The organism is Pseudomonas sp. GW821-FHT09D08, assembly GCF_059416305.1.
Genome location: NZ_JBWKOX010000024.1, coordinates 17631 through 40417, shown reverse-complemented (window position 1 = coordinate 40417; position 22787 = coordinate 17631). Strand labels below are relative to the sequence as shown.

Below are 22787 nucleotides of genomic sequence, written 5' to 3'. Positions count from 1 at the left end.
TTGCGCTCGGCAGCTGCGATAAGAAGGGGGTTTACGTTTAGAAGCTATAAGTGCCCGTCACCACCAGGTTACGCGGCTCGCCCGGCTGAATCTGCGCCACACTGGTCGCCGATTCGTAGTAGGTCTTGTCGGCGATGTTGTTCAGCGCCGCGCGCACATCCCATTCTTTCTGCCGGAACCCGACCAATGCATCCCAACTGCCATAACCCGGCAGCACCACGGTGTTGAGGCTGTCGGCGTAGCGGTCGCCGACCAGGGTCAAACCGGTTTCCGCGTACCAGCCCATCTCCGGTTTCCAGGTGACAAACAGGCTTGCATTGCGCTTGGCCACGTCGCTGACGCGCTTGCCTTCAAAGCCGTTGTTGTCCTTCTCGACCTTGGCATCCTGCAGGCCGACACCACCGCGTACAGACCAGTTGCCGACGATCTTGCCGGTGGCCGTCAGCTCCACGCCGCGGGAGCGCTGCAGGCCGCTGAGCAGGGTAATGGTGCGGTCCAGCGGGTCGCTGGTGCGGCGGTTGTAGAGTTCCAGTTCGTACACCGCCAGGGTGGTGCTCAGGCGGTCGTCGAGCCAGTCGCTTTTCACGCCGATCTCTTTTTGCCTGGTCAGCTCGGGGCTCAGGTCGTTGACGCTGCCGGCGGCGTTCGGGGTGATGCCGATCAGGCCGCCACCGGCCGGTGAGAAGGTCTTGCTCCAGGAGGCATAGAACGAGTGGTGTTCCAGGGGCGTCCACACCAGGCCAAAGCGCGGGCTGGTGCTGTGGCTTTTGACGTCTTGTCGGGTATTGAGCAGTTTGTTTTTGGTGTCCACTTCGAAACGGTCGTAACGCAGGCCGGCCAGTACTTGCCATTGATCGTTCAGGCGCAGTTGGTCTTGCACATACAGGGCGCGGCTTTCGACTTCGGTGTGGTTGTTACTCGATACGCTCATGCGCCCGGTGTGGCTCAGGTGACGGTTGGGCTGGTTGAGGTCCAGGGTTGGCACGGCCGAGGCGGGGCGCTGTACAGCTTTGGATCGCGGCGCTGGCTGCCCAGCTCCACGCCGGTGAGCAGGCGGTGTTCGAGGCCGAAGGTGCTGAAGCCTCCTTCCAGCTCGACGTTGTTGAAGACGTTGAGGGTGGTCAGGTCTTGCTTCCAGCGTTGGCGCGTCACCCGATTGGTCGAGGCAACATAGGCGGTCTGGTACGTGTTGTCGAAATCGCTGTCGAGCTTGAACACGCCGAGGGTCTGGCGCAGTTGCCAGTTATCGTTGAGTTCGTAGGCCAGCTTGGAGCGCAGGGACTGGGTCTTGTCGTCGATGTAATCGCGGCTGTCGCCGTAGGTGGTGCTGCGACTGACGTCGGCGGGGCGGCCGTTGACGCCAGGGATGCCGCGATCCGGCGTGCGGTTGTAGCGGCTGTATTCGTATTGCACCAGCCAGTTCAGATCCGGTGTGAGCTGCCAGCTCATGGACGGTGCGAACAGTTGGCGATTGCCGCTGACGCCGTCGCGGAAGCTGTTGTTGTCCTGGTTGCCCATGTTCAGGCGCAGGCTGATGTTGTCGGTGGGGTCCGTGCTCAGGTCGGCATACACACTGCGCAAATCGTTGCTGCCGCCCTGGGCCTCGATGCTCGACTTATGCCCGGCCGTTGGCAGTTTGCTCACGCGGTTGACGATCCCGCCCTGGCCGCCTCGCCCGTAAAGTTGAGCACTTCGATGCGCTCGATGTTGTGCAGGTCGCGCACGTACTGGCTGTCGTCACGAATGCCATCGAGGTAGAAGTCATTGCTCGCATCGAAGCCACGGATACGCAAACTGTCGAAGCGCGTGTCGGCGCCGCTGCTGACGTTGGGGATGCCGCTCAAGGCCTGGCCCAGGTCGTTGGTGCCGTAGGAGCGCAGGCTTTCGGTCTTCACCGAGTCGATGGCCTGGGGCACATACCGTACCGGTGTGGCGGTGCGGGTCGCGGTGCTGGTTTCCTTGACGCGCGGGTCGTCTTCGTCAGCTTCGGCGCTGATCGAGGTTTCGGGCAAGGTGGTGGCGGCACAGGCAAAACCGGCAGACAGCAGAACAGAAAGCCCAAGGGTCATGGGCGTCAGGCGAAGGGCAGGCATGGTGGAATGCATCCAAAGGGTTTGGCAGGAAAAAGCGCGCTAATGGTAATGCTTTGCATTTGCGCGCGTTATCCATTACCAAACGTATCTGCTTTGAAATGTGTTACGAGATGTGTTTCCGGGGTCGTTGAAGACTGAATCTGGTCGTTTTCAGAAAGGCCGTAGGCCTTTGCTTAGAATTATTTCGCCTAAATACAGACGATTCACGAAATTGACACATAGTTCAACGCGCGACTAGGATTGCGCCCAACGCCTGTGGCTAACCGCCATGACTCATCCAATAAGAAAAGGCCCGCGGCATGTTCAGTCGTCCGCGGGCCTTCTTTTTTCGGAAAAAGTCGACACCAGAAAAGCGACATGGAGCCTGGTGTCATCGCGCGTACTCAACCCGTAATAAGGAATACAAAAAAATGTTGAAGCAACGGATGAGTCTGATCGCTCTGGGGATTTTGAGCGCATCGACAGCAATGGCAAACGACCAGGAGCAATCCAAGGGTTTCGTTGAAGACAGCCACCTGAACATCGCAGCCCGTAACGCCTACATCAGCCGCGACTACAAAAACGGCAAGCAAGACAAAGCCGAATGGGGCCAAGGCTTCATCGGCAAGTTCGAGTCCGGCTTCACCCAAGGCACCGTTGGTGTGGGTGTGGATGTGATTGGCCAATATGCTATCCGTCTGGACGGTGGCCAAGGTCGCGCCGGTGCGGGGGGTATCGACTTCTTCAAACAGGGTAATGGCACCACCAACCCAGATGGCTCGGCAAACCCTGGCTCGGCACCACACGACCTGGCCAAAGGCGGCGCAGCGGTCAAGTTCCGCGTCTCCAACACGGTGCTCAAGTACGGTGATCAGTTCCCTAACGTTCCGGTCCTGGCCTACGACAACTCCCGTCTGCTGTCCGAAACGTTCACGGGTACGTCGATCGTCTCCAAAGAGATCGCCGGCCTGCAACTCGACGCCGGTCACTTCACCAAGGAAGCTCGCAAGAGCGCCGAAGGTACTGACAGCGGCCGTCTGAAAAGCATCGACTACGTCGGTGGCAGCTACAAATTCACCGAAAACCTGTCGGCCGCGCTGTACGCCTCCGACATGCAAGACGTGCTGAAGAAGCAATACGTCAACGTCAACTACGTGCTGGCCCTGCCAGAGAAACAGTCGCTGACCTTTGACTTCAATGGCTACAAGACCAAGCTGGACAAGAGCTTCGCCCTGGAAAACCAAGGCAGCGAAGACGCTCGCGACAACAAGATCTGGAGCCTGGGCGCCACATGGGCTGTCGGCCCGCACAGCTTCACCGTCGCTCACCAGCGCAGCACGGGCGACACCGGCTACCTGTACGGCGGCTACCGCAACGCTGGCGGCATCGGCGACGGTGGCAACACCATCCTGCTGGCCAACTCCTACTGGTCCGACTTCAACGGCAAGGACGAGCGCTCCTGGCAAGCCGGCTACGGCCTGGACTTCAGCACCTTCGGCGTGCCTGGCCTGACCTACAACGTGGCCTACGTGCGCGGCACCAACATTGACGACGGTTCCAACCGTGGCAATGGCACCGAGCGCGAGATCTTCAACCAGTTCAAATACGTCGTCCAAAGCGGCCCGGCCAAAGACCTGAGCCTGCGTGCTCGTGCGTCCTGGTTGCGCGTTTCCAGCAATGCCGACAAGTACAACGTAGGCGGTAACGAAATCCGTCTGTTCGCCGACTACCCGATCAACGTTTTCTAAGTGATCGCATGTCGCGCCTGATTCCAGGCGATAAAAAACCCCGACTGGTTCGGGGTTTTTTTATGGGCGCGCATCAGTCCTCGCGGCTCTGCAAAATCTTGCGCGCCAACGCTGCATTCTTGTAGTCGAGCATCAAGGACAACCCCTCATAGGGATCGATCTTTTTATTGTCGATACACAGCTGTGCCATCAGCAGCAGCACCTGGCGTTTCTTCTTGTTGACCCGCACGCCGGGTACGCCGAACGCGGTCTTGCGCATTACGGGTAACGGCGCCTCGGGCGTCAGTTGAACGGTTACCCAGATGCCCTGGACAAACTGCAACGTGATCTCCTCGATATGTTCGATGGGCAGCGGTTGCGCCAGGTTATTGAACACAAAATGCTCCGGCGTCAGGCGCAACGCGGTCTGCGGCGCACGCTTGAATCGACGGATGCCCAGCCACAGCAGGCCCAGCCCGATAAGGCCAAGACACGCGCCCGCACCGACTGTCGACAGCGGCGTGCCTTTCAAACGCTCCGGGGCGAGCCAGACTCGACTCAGGATAAACAGGGCCGCCAGCACAAAGGGCAGGCCCGACACCGCCATCAGTACCCCGCGCCACTGGCCGCCTTCATGCAGGCTACGCTCACCCTCGGCCGAAGCGGCCAAGGTTTCCAGCAGCTGGGTGTGCGCGCTGTTCTCCGACACCGCCACGTCCATCACGTCGCGAGACAGCTGCTCGCGCACTGCCTGGGGGGCACTGAAATAGGCATCCATCTGCGCATTCGCTACGTCGCTATCCACCTCGCGGGTGGCGCTGCGCAGGGTATCGTCCAGTGGCACGTGCAGCGCCTGCAGGCGTTCGCCATTGGAGGGGTGGGAGTCGGTGGGATGGGATTGATGAATCTCCAGGGCTTCGGCTGATGGTTGCAATTCACACTCACGCAAGCTCGCGAATACGGCGTCGGGCAGATCGGTAGCCGCGCCTGCTTCACACAACGCCAACAAGGCATCCTCAACGTGCGGCTGCACCACCGACACCCGCAACAACGCCGAAGCCGCCGCCGCAGGGCCCGCCAACTGCGCGCCGGCAGCGTCCGCCAGCAATTCACGCTCACGGCTCCAGTGGTTCACCGCGTCATCAAAGCGCTGCATGAAAAACACACCGAACATGAACGACGGCCGCATCAGCCGTCCCTGGATAAAATCGCTGGTCAGCATCGTGTTCAATAGCGCTTCGAGGCTGCGATTGACCCCATCGTAGATCGGTAAAAAGCGCAGGCTGTATTCCGTGTCCTGCCCCACAAAGTGCGCCAGCTCATGGCCGATCACCGCGCTGATTTCTTCACGGCTCAGCAGGCCCAGATACAGCAACGGCACATGCAAGGTGCGCCCCTGCAGCAAAGTATTCGCCGGTTGCACAGTGGCCGCGCTGGAGGTCACGTAAAAGCCCTGGGCCAGGCTCATCACGATGTGGTCCGGTGGCAGCGCACCGAGCCGACCCGCCAGCTCGTCCACATGGCGCCACAACCCTGGAGCCAGCACGGGCGTCACCACCTGGCCGAACATCTCCAGCGGCTCGGGCTTGAACATCCCCAGCATAGGGCGCAGCTGTCTGAGCAACTGCCAGATCGAATACACACAGAACGCCGCGATCACCCCCAGCACCGCCATCAGCTTGACTTCGCCACTGCCCAGCCGGCCGATATGCCACATCCCCAAGCCTTCGAAACTCAACGCCAACGCGACGGCCGCCGCCACCGCCACCACATGGCCCACCAGCACGTAGGGCAACAGGCGGCTGCCCAGGGAGAACACTTGCAACAACCTCTCCCGTGAGTGCCGTGCCCGCCGCCCGGCCCAGTACGTACCTGCCAACGCAGCCGCACCAATCAACGCCGCCAACAGACCCAAGCCCATCACCCACGGCGCCAGGACCCGCATCGCACTGTTCACGCGGTGGGCAATGGGCAGCTCGGCTTCGATTTTTTCCAGGCGCGAGAGGGCCATCTGCACGCTGATTCTTTCATCGACCAGATCGACCGTCGCCGTCGGCTCCTTAGCCGCCAGCGCCTGGAGTTGCTGTTTAGCGGTAGTCACCGTGATGTGGTAATCGACCAGCGCCGTGGTGGTTTCGTCAGCACGCTGACGCTCCCAGCCACCGAGGGCGGCCAGCAACAGCGGAAAAACGATGAGGAGGCAGATCAGTTTGAGGGCGTTCATGGGAGTCCGTTCACGACGCAGGGATGTTCAGGTTTATACCGAAAAAAACGCCCCTGGGTATCTACACCACCCTCAAATGCGGGCACACAACTCTGTGGTGAGCGGGCTTGCCCCGCGCCGGGCTGCGCAGCAGCCCCAATAAAGGCACTGAGATTTTACTAAGCGCCTGGTTTTGGGGCCGCTTCACAGCCCTACTTACAGCCCGGTATTCCCAGGCGACTCCAACACCTTCACCACATCATCAATAGCGGACCTACAAAGTCCAAGCATGTGACTAAGGTGGAAAATTTATTGCTTGTCCCTACCGCCCCTCAATCAACGCACGCTCCTCCAACCAAATCTCCTGAACAAACTGATCCGTAATCGCATAAATCCCATGCCCTCGCCGCATGATGATGTTCTCCGCCACCAGCGCAATCACCACGGGTTGAATCTCTTCAACCCGCACTTCGCGACCTACCGTCTTTGAATATTCCGCTGCTGCATCGGTAGAGAAAATCCCCCGAGCGTTGCCTTCCGTAGCTGCGATCTTGTTGAAAATCGCCTGAGCCAGGCTGCCCAACTGTTCGACTTTTTCAAGCTCAATACTTGCCGCCGCTGAGCGTAAGGTGCTGGCAATCACGGGGAGGAAAAGATCAGGATCACCGCCCTGTTGCAGTAGCTGACGCAATGCCTTGAGCATTTCCTCGGGTCGATTGCCCAGGGTATTGAAGGCTTCGACAGCGGCTTCAAGTGAGGGGAGCTTTTCCTTCTTCACCGTCATTGCCAGTCGGTTGAGCAGGAATTCAACGTAGTCACCCTTCAGCAGTGGATACGCGGCCGATGTCGCGCCGGAAAACGCTTGGTTGCGTTTGGCGGTCAGCTCGCTTACCTGGGCTCTGTGGGAGCCTGTGCCGATAAAGAGGAAGTAGCCCGGCGTATTCGGGCGCGGGTTGATTGCATCACGAGCAGCCTTGAGGGCCAGGAGCAGTTGGTTGCCGTCGTCGGAGGAAATGGCATGTTGCACCTCGTCGATGATCAGCACGAGATCGGTCTTCGCTTGGTCGACGACCTCTGCGAGTGCTTGCGCCAATGTGGGGCCGTCGGCGTTGCCGATGCTGTCGAGTTTGAAACCGAACTTGAATCCTGCTGCGCCCAGATCGACATTGCTGACTCGCTTGAGCGTTTCCAGGATTGAAGAGCCCGGTGTTTGCAGTTCTTTCAGGGTCTTGTGGATGGCGTTGTGCACGAGCGTTGCCGGGTTGGCCAGCGTGTTGCTCCAGAGGTCGACATAAATCACCAATGCGCCTGCTGCTTCCAGGGCGGGGATGAGGTCGTTGCGCAGGAAGGTCGTTTTACCTGTACGGCGCAGGCCAGACAGAAAAAGACCCGAGCGTAGACCTTCATCTAATACGCCTGGATTGAGAAGCTGGTTTGCCTTCGATTCAGCCAGTTCAGGGCGCTGAAATATGCTGCTCATGCAATTATCCCTTTTTATGGATACGCCATAATTATTGCCAATACATAATTTGGCATAAAGGATGAAATCCGGAGCTTTGGCGCGAAAAGAGGTGATTCAACAGGAGGCGAGGTGAGGCGTGGAGGGGATGATCGAGGATGAATAAACGTTGTCGATCATCCCTTCCGTAGAGAATAGGCAGGAATCCGCCAAAAGCTGCCGTGGCAGCAGGCAGCAGGCTGCCGAAAGCAGTCCGCTGTCAACGCCCTCTATCGGCCGACGCTGTTGAAATATCGAGTACGAAAGCGGTTTTGTCTGGCAATTGCGCTACGTGCCGATCCGGTCGCCAAGGGGGTGCTTACCAGTTGTAACTCACCGACCCGGTCACATTTCGGCGATACCCGTATTTGCAGCTGTCGCCGGTGTAACCACACTGGGAGACATAGGTTTCGTCGGTCAGGTTGGACGCATTGAGCGCCAGCTTCGCCCCTGCATAGGATGAAGACAGCTTGCCCAGGTCGTAGCTCAGGCTGGCGTCAAACAGCGTGTAGTGGGGGATGCCTTCGCTGTTTTGCGAGTCGATATAGCTCTTGCCGACATAGCGTACTCCTCCCCCTATCGCCAAGCCCGATAGCGCGCCGCCCTGAATGGTGTATTGCGACCAGAGCGAGGCCAGTTGTTCAGGGGTATTGCCAGGTTGATTGCCTTTCTCATCGGCCGTAGTGCTGCGGGTAATTTCAAGGTGTGAATAGCTGTAGTTGGCCATCAACTCCAGCGCATCGGACACCTGCGCCTTGCTTTCCAGTTCGATACCGCGCGACTGGATTTCTCCGGTCGCCACCGAGAAACGATTGTTGGCAGGATCGGCAGTCAGTACGTTTTGCCGCGTCAGGTCGAACAGCGAGACGGTCACGTAGCTGTCACTGCCCTTGGGCTGGAATTTGATCCCGACTTCGTACTGGCGGCCGGTTTCGGGTTCGAAGGCACTGCCGTCACGCGCCACCGCCGTGATGTTAGGGAAAAACGACTCCGAATAGCTCGCGTAGGGCGCCAGGCCGTTGTCCGCCAGGTACATCACACCGGTCCGCCACGTGAAGGCGTGATCGCGCTGCTTGAGGTCTGCCGCCGTATCGGTGGCGTAATGGACCGTTTTCGAGCGTGCCCAGTCTTGGCGACCGCCCAGGTTGAAGACCCAATGTTCGTCGAACTTGAGCTGTTCCGAGAGATACACACCCGCCTGGTCTAGCTGACGACGCTGGTTGATGTCGTAAAAGGCGTCCAGGTCGCTGTAATCCTGGTGATAGACCGGCGTATAGATATCCAGCGGATCAACCACGTTGCCACCCCCCAACTGGTTGGTACTGGCGTGTTGCAAATCGATACCGACCAGCGTTGTATGTTCGAAACGGCCGGCGTTCCACTGGGCCTGGAAGTGGTTATCGAGCAGGGCATTCTTCACCTTTTCGTGGCCCAGATAACCGAAGCGGCCCACGGTGCGCTGGTCGTCATCCAGGCCGTATTGGTAAATAGTGCGCTGTTCCTGGTAGGAACGGCTGTAACGGGCGTTCTGGCGGAATGTCCAGATATCATTGAGGTGATGTTCAAACTGATACCCCAGTGACCACTGTTCTACATCGTACTTGTCGAAGTCAGGGTCGCCGACAAAACGATCCGTAGCGATCCGTCCGTAACGCGAGCTGTCGAGGGTGCCGACCCGTGGCAACGCGTAGTAGCCCAGCACATTGCGGTCTTTTTGAAAGGACGCCAGCACCGTCAGCGAGGTGTCGTCCGAGGGGCGCCAACTGATTGCAGGGGCGATGAATTGACGGTCATCACGGGCGTAGTCGATTTGCGTACCGCTGTCTCGCCACAGCCCGGTGAGGCGATAAGTCAAGACGCCGTCCTCGCTAAGCGGCCCGCCGAAGTCCGCAGCCAATTGCTTGCGATCAAAACTGCCTGCCTGCGCCACCAGTTCATGCAGCGGCTCATCGGTGGGACGCTTGCTGATCACGTTGACCATGCCGCCCGGCGAGCTTTGCCCGTAGAGCACCGACGATGGCCCGCGCAGCACTTCCACGCGCTCCAGCCCATAGACTTCACCCACGGCACGGCTCTGGTTGGCAAAGCTGTACTGGCGCAGGCCATCGCGATAGATACCACCGCCAGTCGTCGCGTCAAAGCCACGAATACTAATCGTGTCGCGCCGGGTATCGACACCGTTGGCTTCACCATTGACCCCCGCCGTGTAGCGCAGCACCTGCCCGATGCTTTGCGGCTGCTGGGCATCGATCTGCTTACGGGTGACCACGCTGATCGATTGCGGCGTTTCCATGATCGACGTATCGGTCTTGTTGGCACTCATGGTCCGGCTGGCGACCAGGCCATCGTTGCGGCCCAACGAGGTGTCGTATGCGGTGCCACTGATCGCAGTCGGCGCTAACTCCAACACGTCGCCGTTGCTCGGTACCAGCAGCAGGCTACCGTCGTCCTGGCGCTCATAGGTCAGCCCCGAGCCGAGCAAGAGCTGCGTCAGGCCGGCCTCAGTACTGAAATCGCCTTGCAGCCCCTGGGTTTTCTTGCCGGCCGTCAGCGTTGAGCTGCCCGCCATGGTAATCCCTGCCTGTGCGCCGAAACGTGACAGCGCAGAATCCAGGGGGCCAGCGTCGATGCTGTAATGCTGCGAACTACCCGCGGCAAAGACTGGAAGGCTGCAAAGCGGTTGCACGCTGAGCAACAACAGCCCAAGCGTACGGGCACGCAGGGCGCGGGAAGGTGAAGTCATACGGGGCTCCTAAGGGGTCAAGACCCACCTCTGGCGGGTGGGTGATCCCTATAGGCCAAGCGAGTACGAAAAAACTATCGTGCAGCGGAAAAAATATTTCAGGCGGGCACGATCGAGACCCAATACCGCGTCATGCGCTCGATTCGCACCGGCAGCGTGCGCGCTACCAGGGTCAAGGCTGCGTCGGTGTCATCCAGCGAAAAACTGCCCGTGAGGCGTAACCCTGAGACCTGCTCGTGACAACGTAAAACACCGGGACGATAACGTGAGAGTTCCGCCACCAAGGCATCCAGGCGCAGGCGATCCGCCGGCAGAATCCCGCGCAGCCAGGCCTGGGCGACCAGCAGGTCGGGGCGGCTCGGTACGCCGATACCCAGGCGATCCACGCGTGCCTGCCATCCGGCCTCAAGTGAAGAGGACGTTGGCTGGCCGCGTGAGTGCACCTGCACCTGGCCGCCCACGACGGTGACCTGCGTGCCCTGCCGGTCATGGCGCACTTGCAACTGCGCGTCGCGGCTCTGCAGGATCGCGTCTGGCGTGATCAACTGCAGCGGGCGCGATTCTGCTCGCACATTCAAGGCCAGCTCGCCCTCTATCATCTGGATGCGCCGCACCTGCTCATTAAAATCCAGGTCCACCGCACTGGCCGTGTTCAGCCATAGCGAGCTGCCATCCACCAGGGTCCACTGGCGACGCTCGCCTGTTCCTGTGCGGTGGTTCGCCAGCGCGGCGCGCACTGGCGTGGAACCCGCGCCTTGCCAGGCAACTGTGCCAACAGCACCAAGGACCAACAGGCGCTTGAGTAACTGCCGACGTTTCTGCATGTCCGGCCCAGCCGACGCCAGTGCCCTGCGCGCGGTGGCGTCGCGCAAAAGATTCGCTCCGGGCTGCTGCAACAGCGGCAAGCTGGCGACACGTTGCCAGGCCTGCTCATGCTCATCGCTCGCCTCGCGCCAACACTGCAATGCTTCCAGATCAGGCGCACTCATAAGCCCGGACTGCGTCCTGACAAGCCAATCAATGGCGATATCGCGCACCTGCGGATTAATCTCGGCCTTCATTCGAAACGGCTCGCATAGCACACACTGAATGCCTTGCCCATGGCCCGTTGCACTTGAGCCACAGTCAAACCCAACTGCGCAGCGATCTGCGGGTACGTCAGGCCGTCGAGCTGGGACATGAAGAAAATCTGCCGTATGCGCTCAGAGAGCCCAATCAACAGCGAGTCGAGCTGCAACAAGGTTTCGATCACCAGATACCGGTCCTCGGGTGACGATTCCCCCCCTTCGGGCCGAGCAGCCAACGCTTCAAGATAAGCCCGCTCGATCTCCTGGCGGCGCCAGCGATTGATCAGCAGTCCATTGGCAATCGCCGCGAGAAACGCCATGGGCTGGCGCAACTCGCGCACCTGCTGAGGGGCGCGCAGCACACGGATAAACGTGTCGTGGGCCAGATCCTCGGCATCGGCACTGTGCCCCAACCGCCGGTTCAGCCAGCCCTGCAGCCAGCCGTGATGATTCTCGTACAACTGTTCGACGGACGATGTTGGGCTGGCATCCTGCATGTGAGGCTCGCACTGCGTGAATGATAATGCTTCTCATCGTATTGATCGGGCGCATGGTTGTACAGTGTTTACACCTGTTTGATGGGGTGGAATTCTTCGTCCATATCTGAGCAACAACTGGAGCAAGTGGGTGCGCTACACCGAAGCCGGTTACTTGCCGATCGACAACAACGCCGCCGAGCGTGCGATCCGGCCCTTCGTGATCGGGCGCAAGAATTGGCTGTTCAGCGACACGCCCAAAGGCGGGACGGCCAGCGCTCAACTTTACAGTTTGGTCGAGACGGCTAAAGCCAACGGCCAAGAGCCCTATGCGTGGCTGCGTCACGCACTTGAACGCCTGCCGACGGCTTCTTCGGTTGAGGATTACGAAGCTTTACTGTCCTGGAACTGCTCGCCGATGACGCATAGTTAAGCGCGCTATTCATCTTGATGGCTGGTGGGGTTTACGGTGAGTTCAAAGAATACGAGCGGAGTAACGATCATGGAATACGACGATAAACTGATTGAAGAAGCCGTGCTTGCCCTGTTGGCAACCTTCAGTTTTGATAACGGCAATGCTTGGAAAGGGTTCGACTTCGAGACCATGAACCGATTGCATGAAAATGGGTTCATCAGTAATCCGGTGAACAAGAACAAATCGATTTGGTTGACGGCTGAAGGGCTGGAGCGAGGCCGGCAGATAGCCGACCGGTTATTTGGGGTAAGAACCCAGGTGGAGCATGAATCTGACTTGGATACCTGACTTCATACTACGGCCATACGATAGGTCGGGTTTATGGATCGCATACTTATTTTCTTGCAGTTGCCGATATTCATTCAAACGCCAAATAGCACCAAGCCCCGAGTTTCGGGGCTTGGTGCTGTGGTGCGCTTCGCGGTCACCTTGCAAACTAGAGGTCGCTCGATACGGATACGCGGTGATAACCAGCTCCCGGCAATCGGGCACTGGAGACGCTTTCCCTGCATGAGGGAAACGCTCCAGCATTCCAGGCTGTTGAGAATGTGGAAGACGGCTGCCTCCCCCAATTCCCAATCAGTGGCGTTGCCGGCATCAGTATCTGCAATGTCTTCCTGCACGGCTTTAAATGCCAGCACTCAGAGGTCACGTAGCGGCTCAAAGCCCGCTGCAGGGAGGTATTGACGATCTCGGTCGGTCGCCGGCGCCAGTTGATCCAACTCGCTGACAAGTTCGGGCTTTACTCGGAAAGACAGAACGGGAGAGGCTGCCATAACGCTGTTCCACACGTGTTCTGTATGCGCTGTGTACATGGTATGCGGACGTTATGCTTCGGCTGGTAGTCGGCCACCAATAGCGATTTGTCGGTTTGGGGAAGGATTTACAGGCGAGCGACTGGGTTGTATTAACCCAGAAACAACAAAGCCCTCACATTTCTGTGAGGGCTTTGTTTTGTATGGTGCGGCACCAGACGAACGGTATGTTTCGGCGAGACCAGGTTTTTCGGGCGTCTGGAGTTCGCTGGAAAATTCGGCGTACCCCAACTAGTAACTATAAATAAATCAGCTAGTTATGGCGTTCGGTGGAATCGAATTCGGGATTTTTTAGATGTCAGCACGGTGTCGGTCTGCAAGTAATTCAGCGCTGCAGTCGACTTTCAACAGAATCGGCCATAACCAGTCGTTCACGATAGGCAGAAAACTGCCAACAGCGGACGCTAGAACATCAGAAAGAGAAATAACTCAGCAACCAGCCCTAGCGCGTTGACACCTCTACCCCCGATGCTGGCAGTAACCGACCCATCTACGACATTTAAGAGAGGTGCCAAGCATCGTCTTACTGGTAACGAGGGCGGGGAGCCTTGAGTGGAAAGCCTTCCTTCTCTGGAAGCGAAAACAGCTAGTATGCGATATAACTTGATGCGACACGCACGATAGGGAAGTCAACGATGAGCACGGCGTACGTAAATCCGGCGGCACGGCTAGCGGGTATGGCTTTGAGTGATGGTTGGCAGGTAGGTAAAATGATCCCTACCGGGCGCCGAAACGGTGGGTCAGGGGGGTTTTTCTCATTTTCCTATGAAGTCTCCAATGGAGATCGTAACGCTTTTCTCAAGGCATTCGATATACTCACACCAATTAATGAAGCAGTTGCTGCTGGCCAGGTTTTTACCACCATGCTGTTGGCCCATCTTCAAGCATATGAGTTTGAGACTAAGCTTCATTCAATATGTGCTGATAAAAATATGAAGCGCATAGTGAAAATCCTAGCCCACGGCCAAGTAAACCTCCCGCCACTGGCTGGTGAACAATTCAGTGCAGTACCATACATGATTATGGAATTGGCGGACGGGGGGGACATAAGAAATTACATAGGTAAATCAGAGTACGTCGACCTGTCGGTGAAACTCTACTACCTGAGGGATGTTGCCTCCGGGCTAATTCAGTTGCATGGTGCTCAGATTGCTCATCAAGATCTAAAGCCATCTAATGTCATGATATTTGGTGGCGCAACCGCCAAAATAGGCGATTTGGGAAGAGCTAGCAAGCAGGATGTTAGAAGTTCAAATGATTTGTATGATATTGCCGGAGACTATGCGTATGCACCTCCTGAGCAGCTATACGGCCATTCACTTGATAACTGGAAAGACAGGCGTCAGCGCTGTGACCTCTATCAGTTTGCTTCACTTATAAGTTTTTTGTTCTTTAATACAAGTTTGAACTCGGTTTTCAGAGACCGGCTGCCGGTAGCGCTCATTCCTGCGGCTTGGGAGGGCGACCATACTTCTTATGTGGATGCGCTACCTTACCTAGTTCAAGTATTTGAAGAAGTACTCCTGGAGTGGGAGCAGCAACTTCCTAATTGGTTGGGAGGAGAAATAATTGACATTATTCGTCAGTGCGGCACTCCAGCATACAGCGAGCGTGGATCCCGTAAGACGATGAGTGCTCAAACCCTGGACCTAGGTATTAACAGGTTTGTATCTCAATTAGATAGACTTGGTTTCAAAGCGATCATTGAGGCGCGTAAGATGGCCAAGAAAACTTCTGGCGAGACCAAATTGTGAAATTATTTGACAGCGAGAGGGATGTATTGCCTGCATGGGTGACATCCAAGCAAGCGGCTAATCTACCCGAGCTTAAGTCGATAAAAAAAACCAATAAGATTTTTTTACCGATGGAAACAACCGCCGGGATACTCTTGGAGTTTGAGAGTCATAGAACTATCGGTATTGCAGTAGAGCTCCTCAATGTTGCGATTATTGAAAATGATCGGGCGTCGGCCTATTTAGCTGCATCCTATTTAAATGAGGAAGGTTTTGTACCCCCGAGCCTCGCTGGGCTTATTAAACAAGCCTTAGAGTCGCCAGAGGTAACGCCTAATCCACTGTTAGGCCATCCCGTATCGAAGCTAAAGAAACTTTTAGCAAGCTCCCCGAACAACCCACTGGCCTGGGCAGACTTGTCTCGTGAGTATGCAATTCTCGGGGAGAAAGATAAATCGATTAAAGCTATGCTTGGTGCTCTGCATGCAGGTGTAAATCACCGATGGATAACGCGAGTCGCGTCGCGTGTGTTTGTTCATTTTGGAGAGCCTGACAGAGCGCATCATGTACTGTTAAAAAATGAACACGTAAAGTCGGACCCTTGGCTGGTGGCTACAGAAATGGCTGTCTCTCGCAAAGCTGAAAAGCAATCTAAGCTTCTATCGGTTGGTAAACGATTGCTGGAGTCAAATATAAAGCCAACGCATACCTCTGAATTGGCTAGCTCTTTTGGTACTCTTGAGCTAATCAATGGAGCTGAAAAAAAGGCAAAAAAGCTTTTTAAGCAATCATTGGTTGAGCCAAATCAGAACTCTCTCGCGCAGGCAAAGTGGGCGGAAAGAAGTTCCGGCCTTAAGAAACTTATTCAGATTCCTCTAAATACTCAGCTTGTGGCATATGAGGCGCAGTATTGGGAAGCTTACAGTAATCAGGAGATACCCCTTGCTCTGGGGTACGCGATGGCATGGTACGAACAGGAGCCTTATTCCACCGGTCCAGCTATCGCGGCCTCCTATCTAGCCTCGCTACTCGACCATTATGAGCTTGTAGCCCTTGTCGCCAATAAGGGGCTGATTGCCAACCCTCAAAATGCGACGCTGAAACTTAATCAAATATTCGCGTGGATAGCTAAGACCAACCTCACTGAACCATCAGCTGTCATCTTGGTCGAAGTTGAGCAAGCCTACCGAGACCTAAATAATATGGTGGCCAGCGATGATTGGAGCATCTCAGCGCACGCCTTAGCGAATCTGGGGATGCTTGAATACCGTCTTGGGGATAACGAGAGGGGGCGGAAGCGATATGAAGAGGCTGCGCGTATTTACGAGAAAAGTGCTCCCGAGTTCATCATTCTGCTGTTGGTTAATTACCTTCGTGAAGCATTGATATGTGATTCGGATTGGGCGCATGAGGTTATGTCAAGAACGAAGCTAGCGCTTTTAGGCAAGTCATCCAGCGCGACGCCAGGTGGAGAGTACTATTTGGATAAAATCGTTAGGCTCAGTAGTCTCCCCGGAACTTGGCGCGATAAGTTTAGATCTGAAAGCACTAGGGCGATGCAGGCAGCCCAGTCTCCGAGTACCGATGTAGAAAATCGCACGCTAAGTGTCGACGCAGCACTGTCGAAGTTTTGGCTCCCTAAAAGTTTTTCGCGAATCGAAAGTCTTAATCAATTCACCGATAATGCCGATGACAGTCGAAAACCACCAAAACGCTAAAGGCCGCAGTATGAATTGACTTGGTTTTAATCAATATTCGAGTGGAATGTATGGTTTGAATGATCCAGCGTTCATCTTGTAACAAAGTGAAATAGCTAATGTTTCCAAACCATTCCTAGATAAAAACTCACTACACCCACTGGATACGCCCTTTCCTGAGCCAAAAGTGTGAACGACAGCCACTGTTCCGCCACACAGACGGTTGAACAGACGGGAGGCCTGAGGCGTTAACACTGTAGTCCCACCGTGGCTGCGCTTCGTCGATGATGAGTAGTTCAATGGTGTTCCCGCAACCGCAGGGGCATTGCAGGCCTATGCACCAGTCCTCTTGTCCGTCCCGAACAAGAACAATCGACCGGATCGGAATTTGTGCCGGGAGGACATCCCCCTGGACGACGATCAGTCGTCTCGGGGGGAGAAATGGCTCGATCTTGAGCACAAACCTGCGGACGAGCGTTTTGAGAAGGCTCATTTAGGGTTCTCCCAGGTCCGGTAGTCCCAAAAGTGGTTCCTCACCGCCTTGCGCGAGCTGGGGATTGGGGTGTTTTTCAAACGAGCACTCCGCTTCGAACTCCTCTAGGCAGCCGGACAGTGTGAACATCGTCTGTGCATAGTTCACATTGCTCTCTTCACGAAACGGGAAGGCGCGGGCGATGAATTCATTCACGCAGGCACTTGCGGCTCGCATGTTCAAAGTGATCACCGATGGCGCTTCTTCTTGAATGCCTGCAATGTAACCGCGTGCGACTTGATCCCGGTGGGCATCCGTATCTGTGTTCAGTAGGGCTTCTGCATAGAGTGATTCTGGAGTGAAGATTCTGCGGTCACTCAGTGTGGACCCGCCGGGTTTGACGTAGTCCACACGCCCTTGCACATCATGAATCTTGCGCAAGCCGGCAGGTGAAAGTCGGGTAGGGATTTTCACGCCGACGTCAAACAGCGGAATCAGGAAGCTCGATGCCATAAGATCGCAGACCATTCGGCCCTGGTGTGTATCAACACAGCTGAATAGAACATCAGCATTAGCTACCGCCAATACCGCTTCCCTTGAAAAAATGGAGGCGTCAATTGGTTGTGCAATGTCAGCCCCACGAATACGCCTGACCACATCGGCGAACATATCGACCTTCGCGCGTCGAGATTTCGCGTCCACGATTGTGGAGTTAATTATCCGGTTAAGGTTTTTTTCCTCGACATGGTCGTGGTCGACCAAGATGATTTTTTTGAACCCAAGCCGGGTCAATTGCTCTGCAACTATCGACCCAGTACCGGATACGCCAATCACTGCCGCAGTTAACTGGCTGAGCGTTGCCGACATGTCGGATGTGAACGCCATCGTCGGTTTCCCTATTGCAGATTGCACCGGCCAGTACTGAATGTCATCACCAGGCACTGTGACCATTGCGATCTCCTCGACGGTACAGTCCGAATGATATACCCGGGCACGCATCGCGCCTCCGGGAACCATGATTGCAGAGCCGTGGAGCGTCTCTACGCCCTGTCTGAGAGAGACCATGGTGCTGGCATCGCTCGCGTCATCCACCCAGGAAAAGTCGAACAGACCGCCCGGGTGCGAGTGAACCAAGATGATTGAAAGCGATTGCGGGGATGCGTCATCGATGGCCATCTCCAGATATTCGCCAGGCCAAGTGATGGTGTCAGGTGTGCGGACCGAACATTCGTTATGTGGCACCAAGATGAGTTTCTTCGAAAGAAGCTTTAGATCAGTGCCAGGGGAGCGCGTACAGATCAAAATGGCTGCAGCTTCCTTCCCATCGCCCGGGAACAGATGTTCCCGGAGTGACGTATGGATTACGTCCGTTAGCACGAGTCGAGATTGTGCTGTCACAGTCCCACCTCCTTAAGCAAACAACCTTCTGCCATTGCCAACTGAGTGACTACGTTGTCACTGACAGGACTCCAGGGACGGTGACGCGACCAACCCTGGAACGTGACGCCGTCGAGTGTGCCCACTATTTCGGTCGAAGGGATGCCAGCACCGTTGGCGAGACGAACGGCTGGGTAGACATAGAACATGTCTAGCATGGTGGATGGGTAACCCGCAGGAATGTTCAGTGCCAGTTGGACAGTCTGCTCGGAGAAGCCTGGAGGCAAGGAGTATCCCTGGATCACCAGCCAGCGCCCATTTTCTTTGGTTACTTGGGTTTCCCAGCTATGACCAACAGCATCCAAATACTGCTCGTCACGCGGAAGCAATTTGAAGTCGCGGCGAAGTGGCGGCGCCGCCTCTCCATTGGATACATCTTTTTGAGTCAAGCGGAGCTTCTCGATGCCAGGCGCCCGCAGGTCGATGCTGTCGCTGACAGTCATCGATTGTTTGGGCATATCTTTGACCATGAGGAAGATTTGCCAGATCAGGTTGGGGTCCAAGCCGGCCTTCAACATTGCCTCGCGAACAGGTACGGTCGGGGTGCTGAATTCGTACACCTCGCCCTGGATGTTCAGCTTCCAGATGGCCTTTCGAGTAATGAAGCGTTCTACTCCCGGGCTGTCCAAGTCGATGAAGTGGGTATCTTCGACCTCTAAATCTGCTTCGTCCTCTTTTTCCAGCAGCAAAAGTTTATTTGGTGCCACATCCGCGAGGGTGCGAATTGCGTGGCCAGAAATGTGTCGGCACGGCCACTCGATACGAGCACCATCCACAGCCAGCAGGTATTTACGATCAGACTCAACCACGATAAAGCGGTTGGTCTCGTCGGTGATTTCCGCAGTTTCCTCTGGGCGGATATCCTCCAGAGCCCCCGATGGCAGTACCCGCAGCACTACTGGAAGCTGATCAGGCTTAAACCCGGCAGCTGCGGCGATCTGAGCGCCGGTCGGCGTAAGGTCATCGAGTCGAACCTGGCGGTATTGCAGATATTGGTCAGCCACCTCGATTGTAGGACCTTGGCATTCAGAAGGTTTTGGACGTTCAAAAGTGTGATCGTTGTTCATGTTTCGTTCTCCACAATGGTATTTAATCGTTCGGTATGCCGAACGCAGGGGAATTATTACCTGCTATCTTTATGCCTGTCAACAGGTACGATAATGTTCGGTGTAGTGGTATATTTGACGAACCATAATGAGAGGTGAAATGTCGTGGCATCCTTCCTAGGCCAAAAAATCAATGAAAGGCGTCGAGAGTTAGGTATGTCGCTGGATCGCCTTGCAACTGAGACTGAATCCAGCAAAAGCTATCTCTGGGAACTCGAGAACCGGGACAAACCTAACCCGTCAGCAGACAAGGTCTCGAAGATTGCCGCAGTGCTCGGCGTGACTGCGCAATACCTTATGGACGAGGAATCGGGCTCCCCCGATCAGTCAGTGCGGGATGAGGCGTTTTTTCGGAAATACAAACAGCTGAAAGACGAAGACAAAGCCAAGCTCGAAGCCTTCCTAGACGTGTTCCGGAAGGGCTCCTAACAATGGACGGCAAGCCAACTTTCCATGCAAACAATGTCTGGGAAAATGTCCGGCATGCCGTCTCCAAGGACTGCCTGTTCCCCATTGACGTCAAGACGGTTGCGTTAGAGATCTATGGTTCGATATTTTCGGACCCTATATCGGATGTGAAAGCCTGCGCATTGCCTGGCTTTGAAGGGCTTCTTGTACGAAATTCGGTTGGCTCTAAATGGATGATTGCCTACAACGATCAGCTCGAATCACCGGGGAGGATTAGATTTACTTTGGCTCACGAGTTTGGCCATTACCTGATGCACCGAAGCGGGCGTGATGAGTTCAAATGCTCTCAAAACTCAGCGTCGAGCACCGACGCTTTGGAGCGTGAAATCGAAGCGGAAGCCGACTCGTTTTCCTCAGCGTTGTTGATGCCCGCTGATGATTTTCGGCAGCAAATCGACTCTCAACGGTTTTCGGTTGACTTGCTGATGCACTGCGCAAATCGGTACGGGGTGAGCCTGACCGCGGCGGCGCTGAAATGGCGGGATTTGGCGGGAGGCCGGGTGATCGTGGTTGCCGCCAAGGATGGCTTCCTCGACTGGGCATCTTCGAATAAGGCTGCGTTTCGCTCAGGCGCTTATTTTGCTACAAAAAAGGAAACTATAGAGGTCCCAGCGGGATCGCTTCTCCAGAACTCCTTATGGACGCCAGGTGGTCACGCTGGAGCATTTCCAGCAAAAGCTTGGTTTCCTCAGGAGCCAGATGACATGATCTTGGAAGAGCACGCGTTTGTAGTAGAGGGCAAGGGATTCTGCTTTACGCTCGGAATTTTGCTGCTGCCGGAAATAGACGCTCCACGCTTAATATCAAGCGAGAAGGCAAACGTAACGCTTACCACGATCAATGGCGAAACGGAGTTACGCTAGCCGCCCAGACTTCAAAACGGTGCCTGTGTTTTTACACGCACTGGGCAGTTTTCTGACCTTCGCTTAGCGGTTGAACCGCCAGGGTTTTCCTAAGCGATGAGTGAGTAATTGCATGGTCAGCAAATAGTAATAGCGCGTTGATTCAGTGTGCTGGTTTAGGTGGTGATTCAAAAACCACGCAAGGTGTTTTCTCTGCCAAGTCCATGGATTGTCACGTTGCCAGCGCTCCGCGATCGCTATTTGGATAGCCTTCGCCTGACGAAGGTGGCGTTTGCGTGCGGTATGCGACCCGGTCAGGACGCCTGACAGGAACAGCTCCATATCGAATGGCTTGTTCATGCGCGACCACCAATATAAGCCGACACCACGTCGATTCGACCGTGCCCCAGCTCATAGCTGATTTGTGCTCGTGCATCCTGATCCAGGCGTCGGTCGAGTTGATAGCAATGGCCACCGTTGATGGGGGCGGGATGGTGGGTGATTTGCTCATAGCGTTCGCACGCATAGGCTGCCCGCAATTCGTGGAAGCCTTTGAGGTCGTGCTGATGGAGGATATCCCGTGCGGGGCGGACGATTCCCTGCAAGAAATCGAGGTAGCTTTCGTTCGGTGCGAGCAGGTTGCAGCTACCGTCGAACGAGACCTGTTCGGCAAGCCTCAGTGCGTCAAGAATATGATCATCTACCGTAATCCAGCGAGGTGCTGACGCGCCTGAACGGCCACCTTTGGTGCCGTCCTGGATGTTGATTTTGCCAAGTTGCTCTGCTTCACGTTGCAATCGGGGCAGGTTGGCCAAAATGGCCTCGCGCATGCGCATGCCGGTGGTTCGCGCCAACGGCACGATGGCCCCGGCGCGCGGCAGCTGATGTTCGCAAAGCACGTCCACGATCCGCTTTACCTGTTCGCGGTCTTGGCCTTGCGGAACCGAGCAACGAACATTGGTGCGCCGCATTCCCAACGCCTCACTCTGATTCGGCACTTTCACATACTGATCACCGCGAAGCGCAGCGAGGGTTCGGTTGACGCTGGACAACCGGTTTTGCGCGGTCGCGATGGCTAGCGCACCTTGTTCGACTTGGTTTCGGAGATGGCTGACGTAATCCAACAACGTCTGCCGATCTATCTGCCGCGCATCATTGAACCCCGGCCCTTCCTCTGACCGACACCAGCGTACAAACGCCAGCCAGCGATCACTGTGCGCCTTGACCGTCGCGTAATGCCCACCGCCAAACAAGTCTTTCAATGCCAGCGGTCCTGCATAGCTCAGTTGCCGGCCATAGCCAAAATTGCGCCCATCTCGCCTACCCACCAATCCCATAATCGAACTCCTCTTCAAGTCAAACCTTTGAAGCCTTTCCCCACGTCATCCCGCCAAGAATGTTGAGTGTTATCAGGGATCAAGGCCCCTGCGACCTGTGAGGGTTGTCCACTAACGCGGGACGGGCGGCTCTTTACGACCGGGAGCTTGGGCATCTCATGATCTGGCCTCCTGAACACTTCCGAGGAAGCGGGCGGGTGGGGGCTGCATCGGCTGACGAAACCAACGCCGCGAGATCCTGAGTCAGGTAAAAGCAGTGATGCGATGACCGGGGCATGCCTGACTGTCAGTCAGGTGCAGTCAACTCCTTTGGCTGCGGCACCATCATCTGCATCGCTGTTGCTGGTGACTTCGGTGTTTGTCACGCCGATTGTCACGAGGGGGAATGCCTAAAAGCCTTGTACGAGTTGGGCTGCAGCAACGGTAGGAGCGCCCGTCTCTTTCCGGGAGAAAGAGACGGGCGCAGGTTGGCGCAGTGAAATGGCCAAGCGGAAAGGTTGCTGCAGGGCAGCTGGATAGGGGGATGTATTTGCCGCAATGGCAACGATCTGAAGTAGGCATCCATCACTCGGTGAGTGACCGTGCGAGCCGCCGGACGCTAATCGCACTTTGGGAGAAC

General features: G+C 56.1%; 16 protein-coding genes and 3 pseudogenes. 7 read left to right on the top strand and 12 right to left on the bottom strand.

Going from position 1 to position 22787, the window contains the following annotated elements; all coding sequences use genetic code 11:
- Positions 1–37: 37 nt before the first annotated feature.
- Positions 38–2093: pseudogene (locus AC07OP_RS27810) on the bottom strand (TonB-dependent receptor).
- Positions 2094–2503: 410 nt separating this feature from the next.
- Here AC07OP_RS27810 and AC07OP_RS27805 point away from each other — a divergent pair.
- Positions 2504–3820, top strand: a complete 1317-nt coding sequence (locus AC07OP_RS27805) for an OprD family porin (RefSeq protein ID WP_027605121.1) — start codon at positions 2504–2506, stop codon at positions 3818–3820.
- 73 nt (positions 3821–3893) lie between these two features.
- Here the strand turns inward: AC07OP_RS27805 and AC07OP_RS27800 are convergent, their stop codons facing one another.
- The 5 genes from AC07OP_RS27800 to AC07OP_RS27780 form a co-directional block, all read right to left on the bottom strand.
- On the bottom strand, positions 3894–6023 hold the full coding sequence (locus tag AC07OP_RS27800; RefSeq protein WP_495102918.1) for a M48 family metallopeptidase: 2130 nt from the start codon (positions 6021–6023) through the stop codon (positions 3894–3896).
- Positions 6024–6324: 301 nt separating this feature from the next.
- Positions 6325–7482 (bottom strand): AAA family ATPase, encoded by a 1158-nt coding sequence (locus tag AC07OP_RS27795; RefSeq protein WP_495102919.1) that lies wholly within the window; start codon positions 7480–7482, stop codon positions 6325–6327.
- A gap of 337 nt (positions 7483–7819) precedes the next feature.
- Positions 7820–10243, bottom strand: a complete 2424-nt coding sequence (locus AC07OP_RS27790; RefSeq protein ID WP_495102920.1) for a TonB-dependent siderophore receptor — start codon at positions 10241–10243, stop codon at positions 7820–7822.
- A 98-nt stretch (positions 10244–10341) separates the two neighbouring features.
- Positions 10342–11304 carry a FecR domain-containing protein gene (locus AC07OP_RS27785; RefSeq protein WP_495102921.1) on the bottom strand — a complete coding sequence of 321 codons (963 nt, stop codon included), beginning with the start codon at positions 11302–11304 and terminating at the stop codon, positions 10342–10344.
- On the bottom strand, positions 11301–11807 hold the full coding sequence (locus AC07OP_RS27780) for a sigma-70 family RNA polymerase sigma factor (RefSeq protein WP_115487885.1): 507 nt from the start codon (positions 11805–11807) through the stop codon (positions 11301–11303). Before AC07OP_RS27780 ends, AC07OP_RS27785 begins: the two co-directional genes overlap by 4 nt.
- Positions 11808–11910: 103 nt before the next feature.
- Here AC07OP_RS27780 and AC07OP_RS27775 point away from each other — a divergent pair.
- Positions 11911–12219, top strand: a pseudogene (locus AC07OP_RS27775) (IS66 family transposase); the annotation flags it as partial.
- Positions 12220–12288: 69 nt separating this feature from the next.
- Positions 12289–12549, top strand: coding sequence for a DUF6429 family protein (locus AC07OP_RS27770; RefSeq protein ID WP_495102922.1), 261 nt, complete (start codon positions 12289–12291; stop codon positions 12547–12549).
- A 272-nt stretch (positions 12550–12821) separates the two neighbouring features.
- Here the strand turns inward: AC07OP_RS27770 and AC07OP_RS27765 are convergent.
- Positions 12822–13037: pseudogene (locus AC07OP_RS27765) on the bottom strand (CopG family ribbon-helix-helix protein); the annotation flags it as partial.
- Positions 13038–13711: 674 nt separating this feature from the next.
- On the opposite strand from AC07OP_RS27765, the gene AC07OP_RS27760 reads away from it, so the two are divergent.
- Positions 13712–14830 carry a protein kinase domain-containing protein gene (locus tag AC07OP_RS27760; RefSeq protein WP_079301514.1) on the top strand — a complete coding sequence of 373 codons (1119 nt, stop codon included), beginning with the start codon at positions 13712–13714 and terminating at the stop codon, positions 14828–14830.
- Positions 14827–16527, top strand: a complete 1701-nt coding sequence (locus tag AC07OP_RS27755; protein WP_495102923.1) for a hypothetical protein — start codon at positions 14827–14829, stop codon at positions 16525–16527. The genes AC07OP_RS27760 and AC07OP_RS27755 overlap by 4 nt, the downstream gene beginning before the upstream one ends.
- Positions 16528–16657: 130 nt before the next feature.
- Here the strand turns inward: AC07OP_RS27755 and AC07OP_RS27750 are convergent, their stop codons facing one another.
- From AC07OP_RS27750 to AC07OP_RS27740, 3 genes are read right to left on the bottom strand one after another with little or no spacing between them, the layout of a single operon-like run.
- On the bottom strand, positions 16658–16999 hold the full coding sequence (locus AC07OP_RS27750; RefSeq protein WP_079301516.1) for a ubiquitination-like system serine protease family protein: 342 nt from the start codon (positions 16997–16999) through the stop codon (positions 16658–16660).
- A complete protein-coding gene (locus AC07OP_RS27745) occupies positions 17000–18376 on the bottom strand; it encodes a ThiF family adenylyltransferase (RefSeq protein WP_079301517.1) in 1377 nt (458 codons plus the stop codon).
- Complete coding sequence (locus AC07OP_RS27740) at positions 18373–19482, bottom strand: multiubiquitin domain-containing protein (RefSeq protein WP_495102924.1); 1110 nt, start codon at positions 19480–19482, stop codon at positions 18373–18375. Before AC07OP_RS27740 ends, AC07OP_RS27745 begins: the two co-directional genes overlap by 4 nt.
- 144 nt (positions 19483–19626) lie before the next feature.
- Between AC07OP_RS27740 and AC07OP_RS27735 the strand changes: the two genes are divergently transcribed.
- Both AC07OP_RS27735 and AC07OP_RS27730 read left to right on the top strand, forming a co-directional pair.
- Positions 19627–19950: a helix-turn-helix domain-containing protein gene (locus AC07OP_RS27735; RefSeq protein WP_079301519.1), complete on the top strand. Its 324-nt coding sequence runs from the start codon at positions 19627–19629 to the stop codon at positions 19948–19950.
- A gap of 2 nt (positions 19951–19952) precedes the next feature.
- A complete protein-coding gene (locus AC07OP_RS27730) occupies positions 19953–20852 on the top strand; it encodes an ImmA/IrrE family metallo-endopeptidase (protein WP_495102925.1) in 900 nt (299 codons plus the stop codon).
- 63 nt (positions 20853–20915) lie between these two features.
- Here AC07OP_RS27730 and AC07OP_RS27725 read toward each other — a convergent pair whose 3' ends face one another.
- Together AC07OP_RS27725 and AC07OP_RS27720 are read right to left on the bottom strand one after the other, a co-directional pair.
- Positions 20916–21191, bottom strand: a complete 276-nt coding sequence (locus tag AC07OP_RS27725) for a hypothetical protein (RefSeq protein ID WP_495102926.1) — start codon at positions 21189–21191, stop codon at positions 20916–20918.
- Positions 21188–22168, bottom strand: coding sequence for an integrase domain-containing protein (locus tag AC07OP_RS27720; RefSeq protein ID WP_495102927.1), 981 nt, complete (start codon positions 22166–22168; stop codon positions 21188–21190). Before AC07OP_RS27720 ends, AC07OP_RS27725 begins: the two co-directional genes overlap by 4 nt.
- Positions 22169–22787 lie beyond the last annotated feature (619 nt).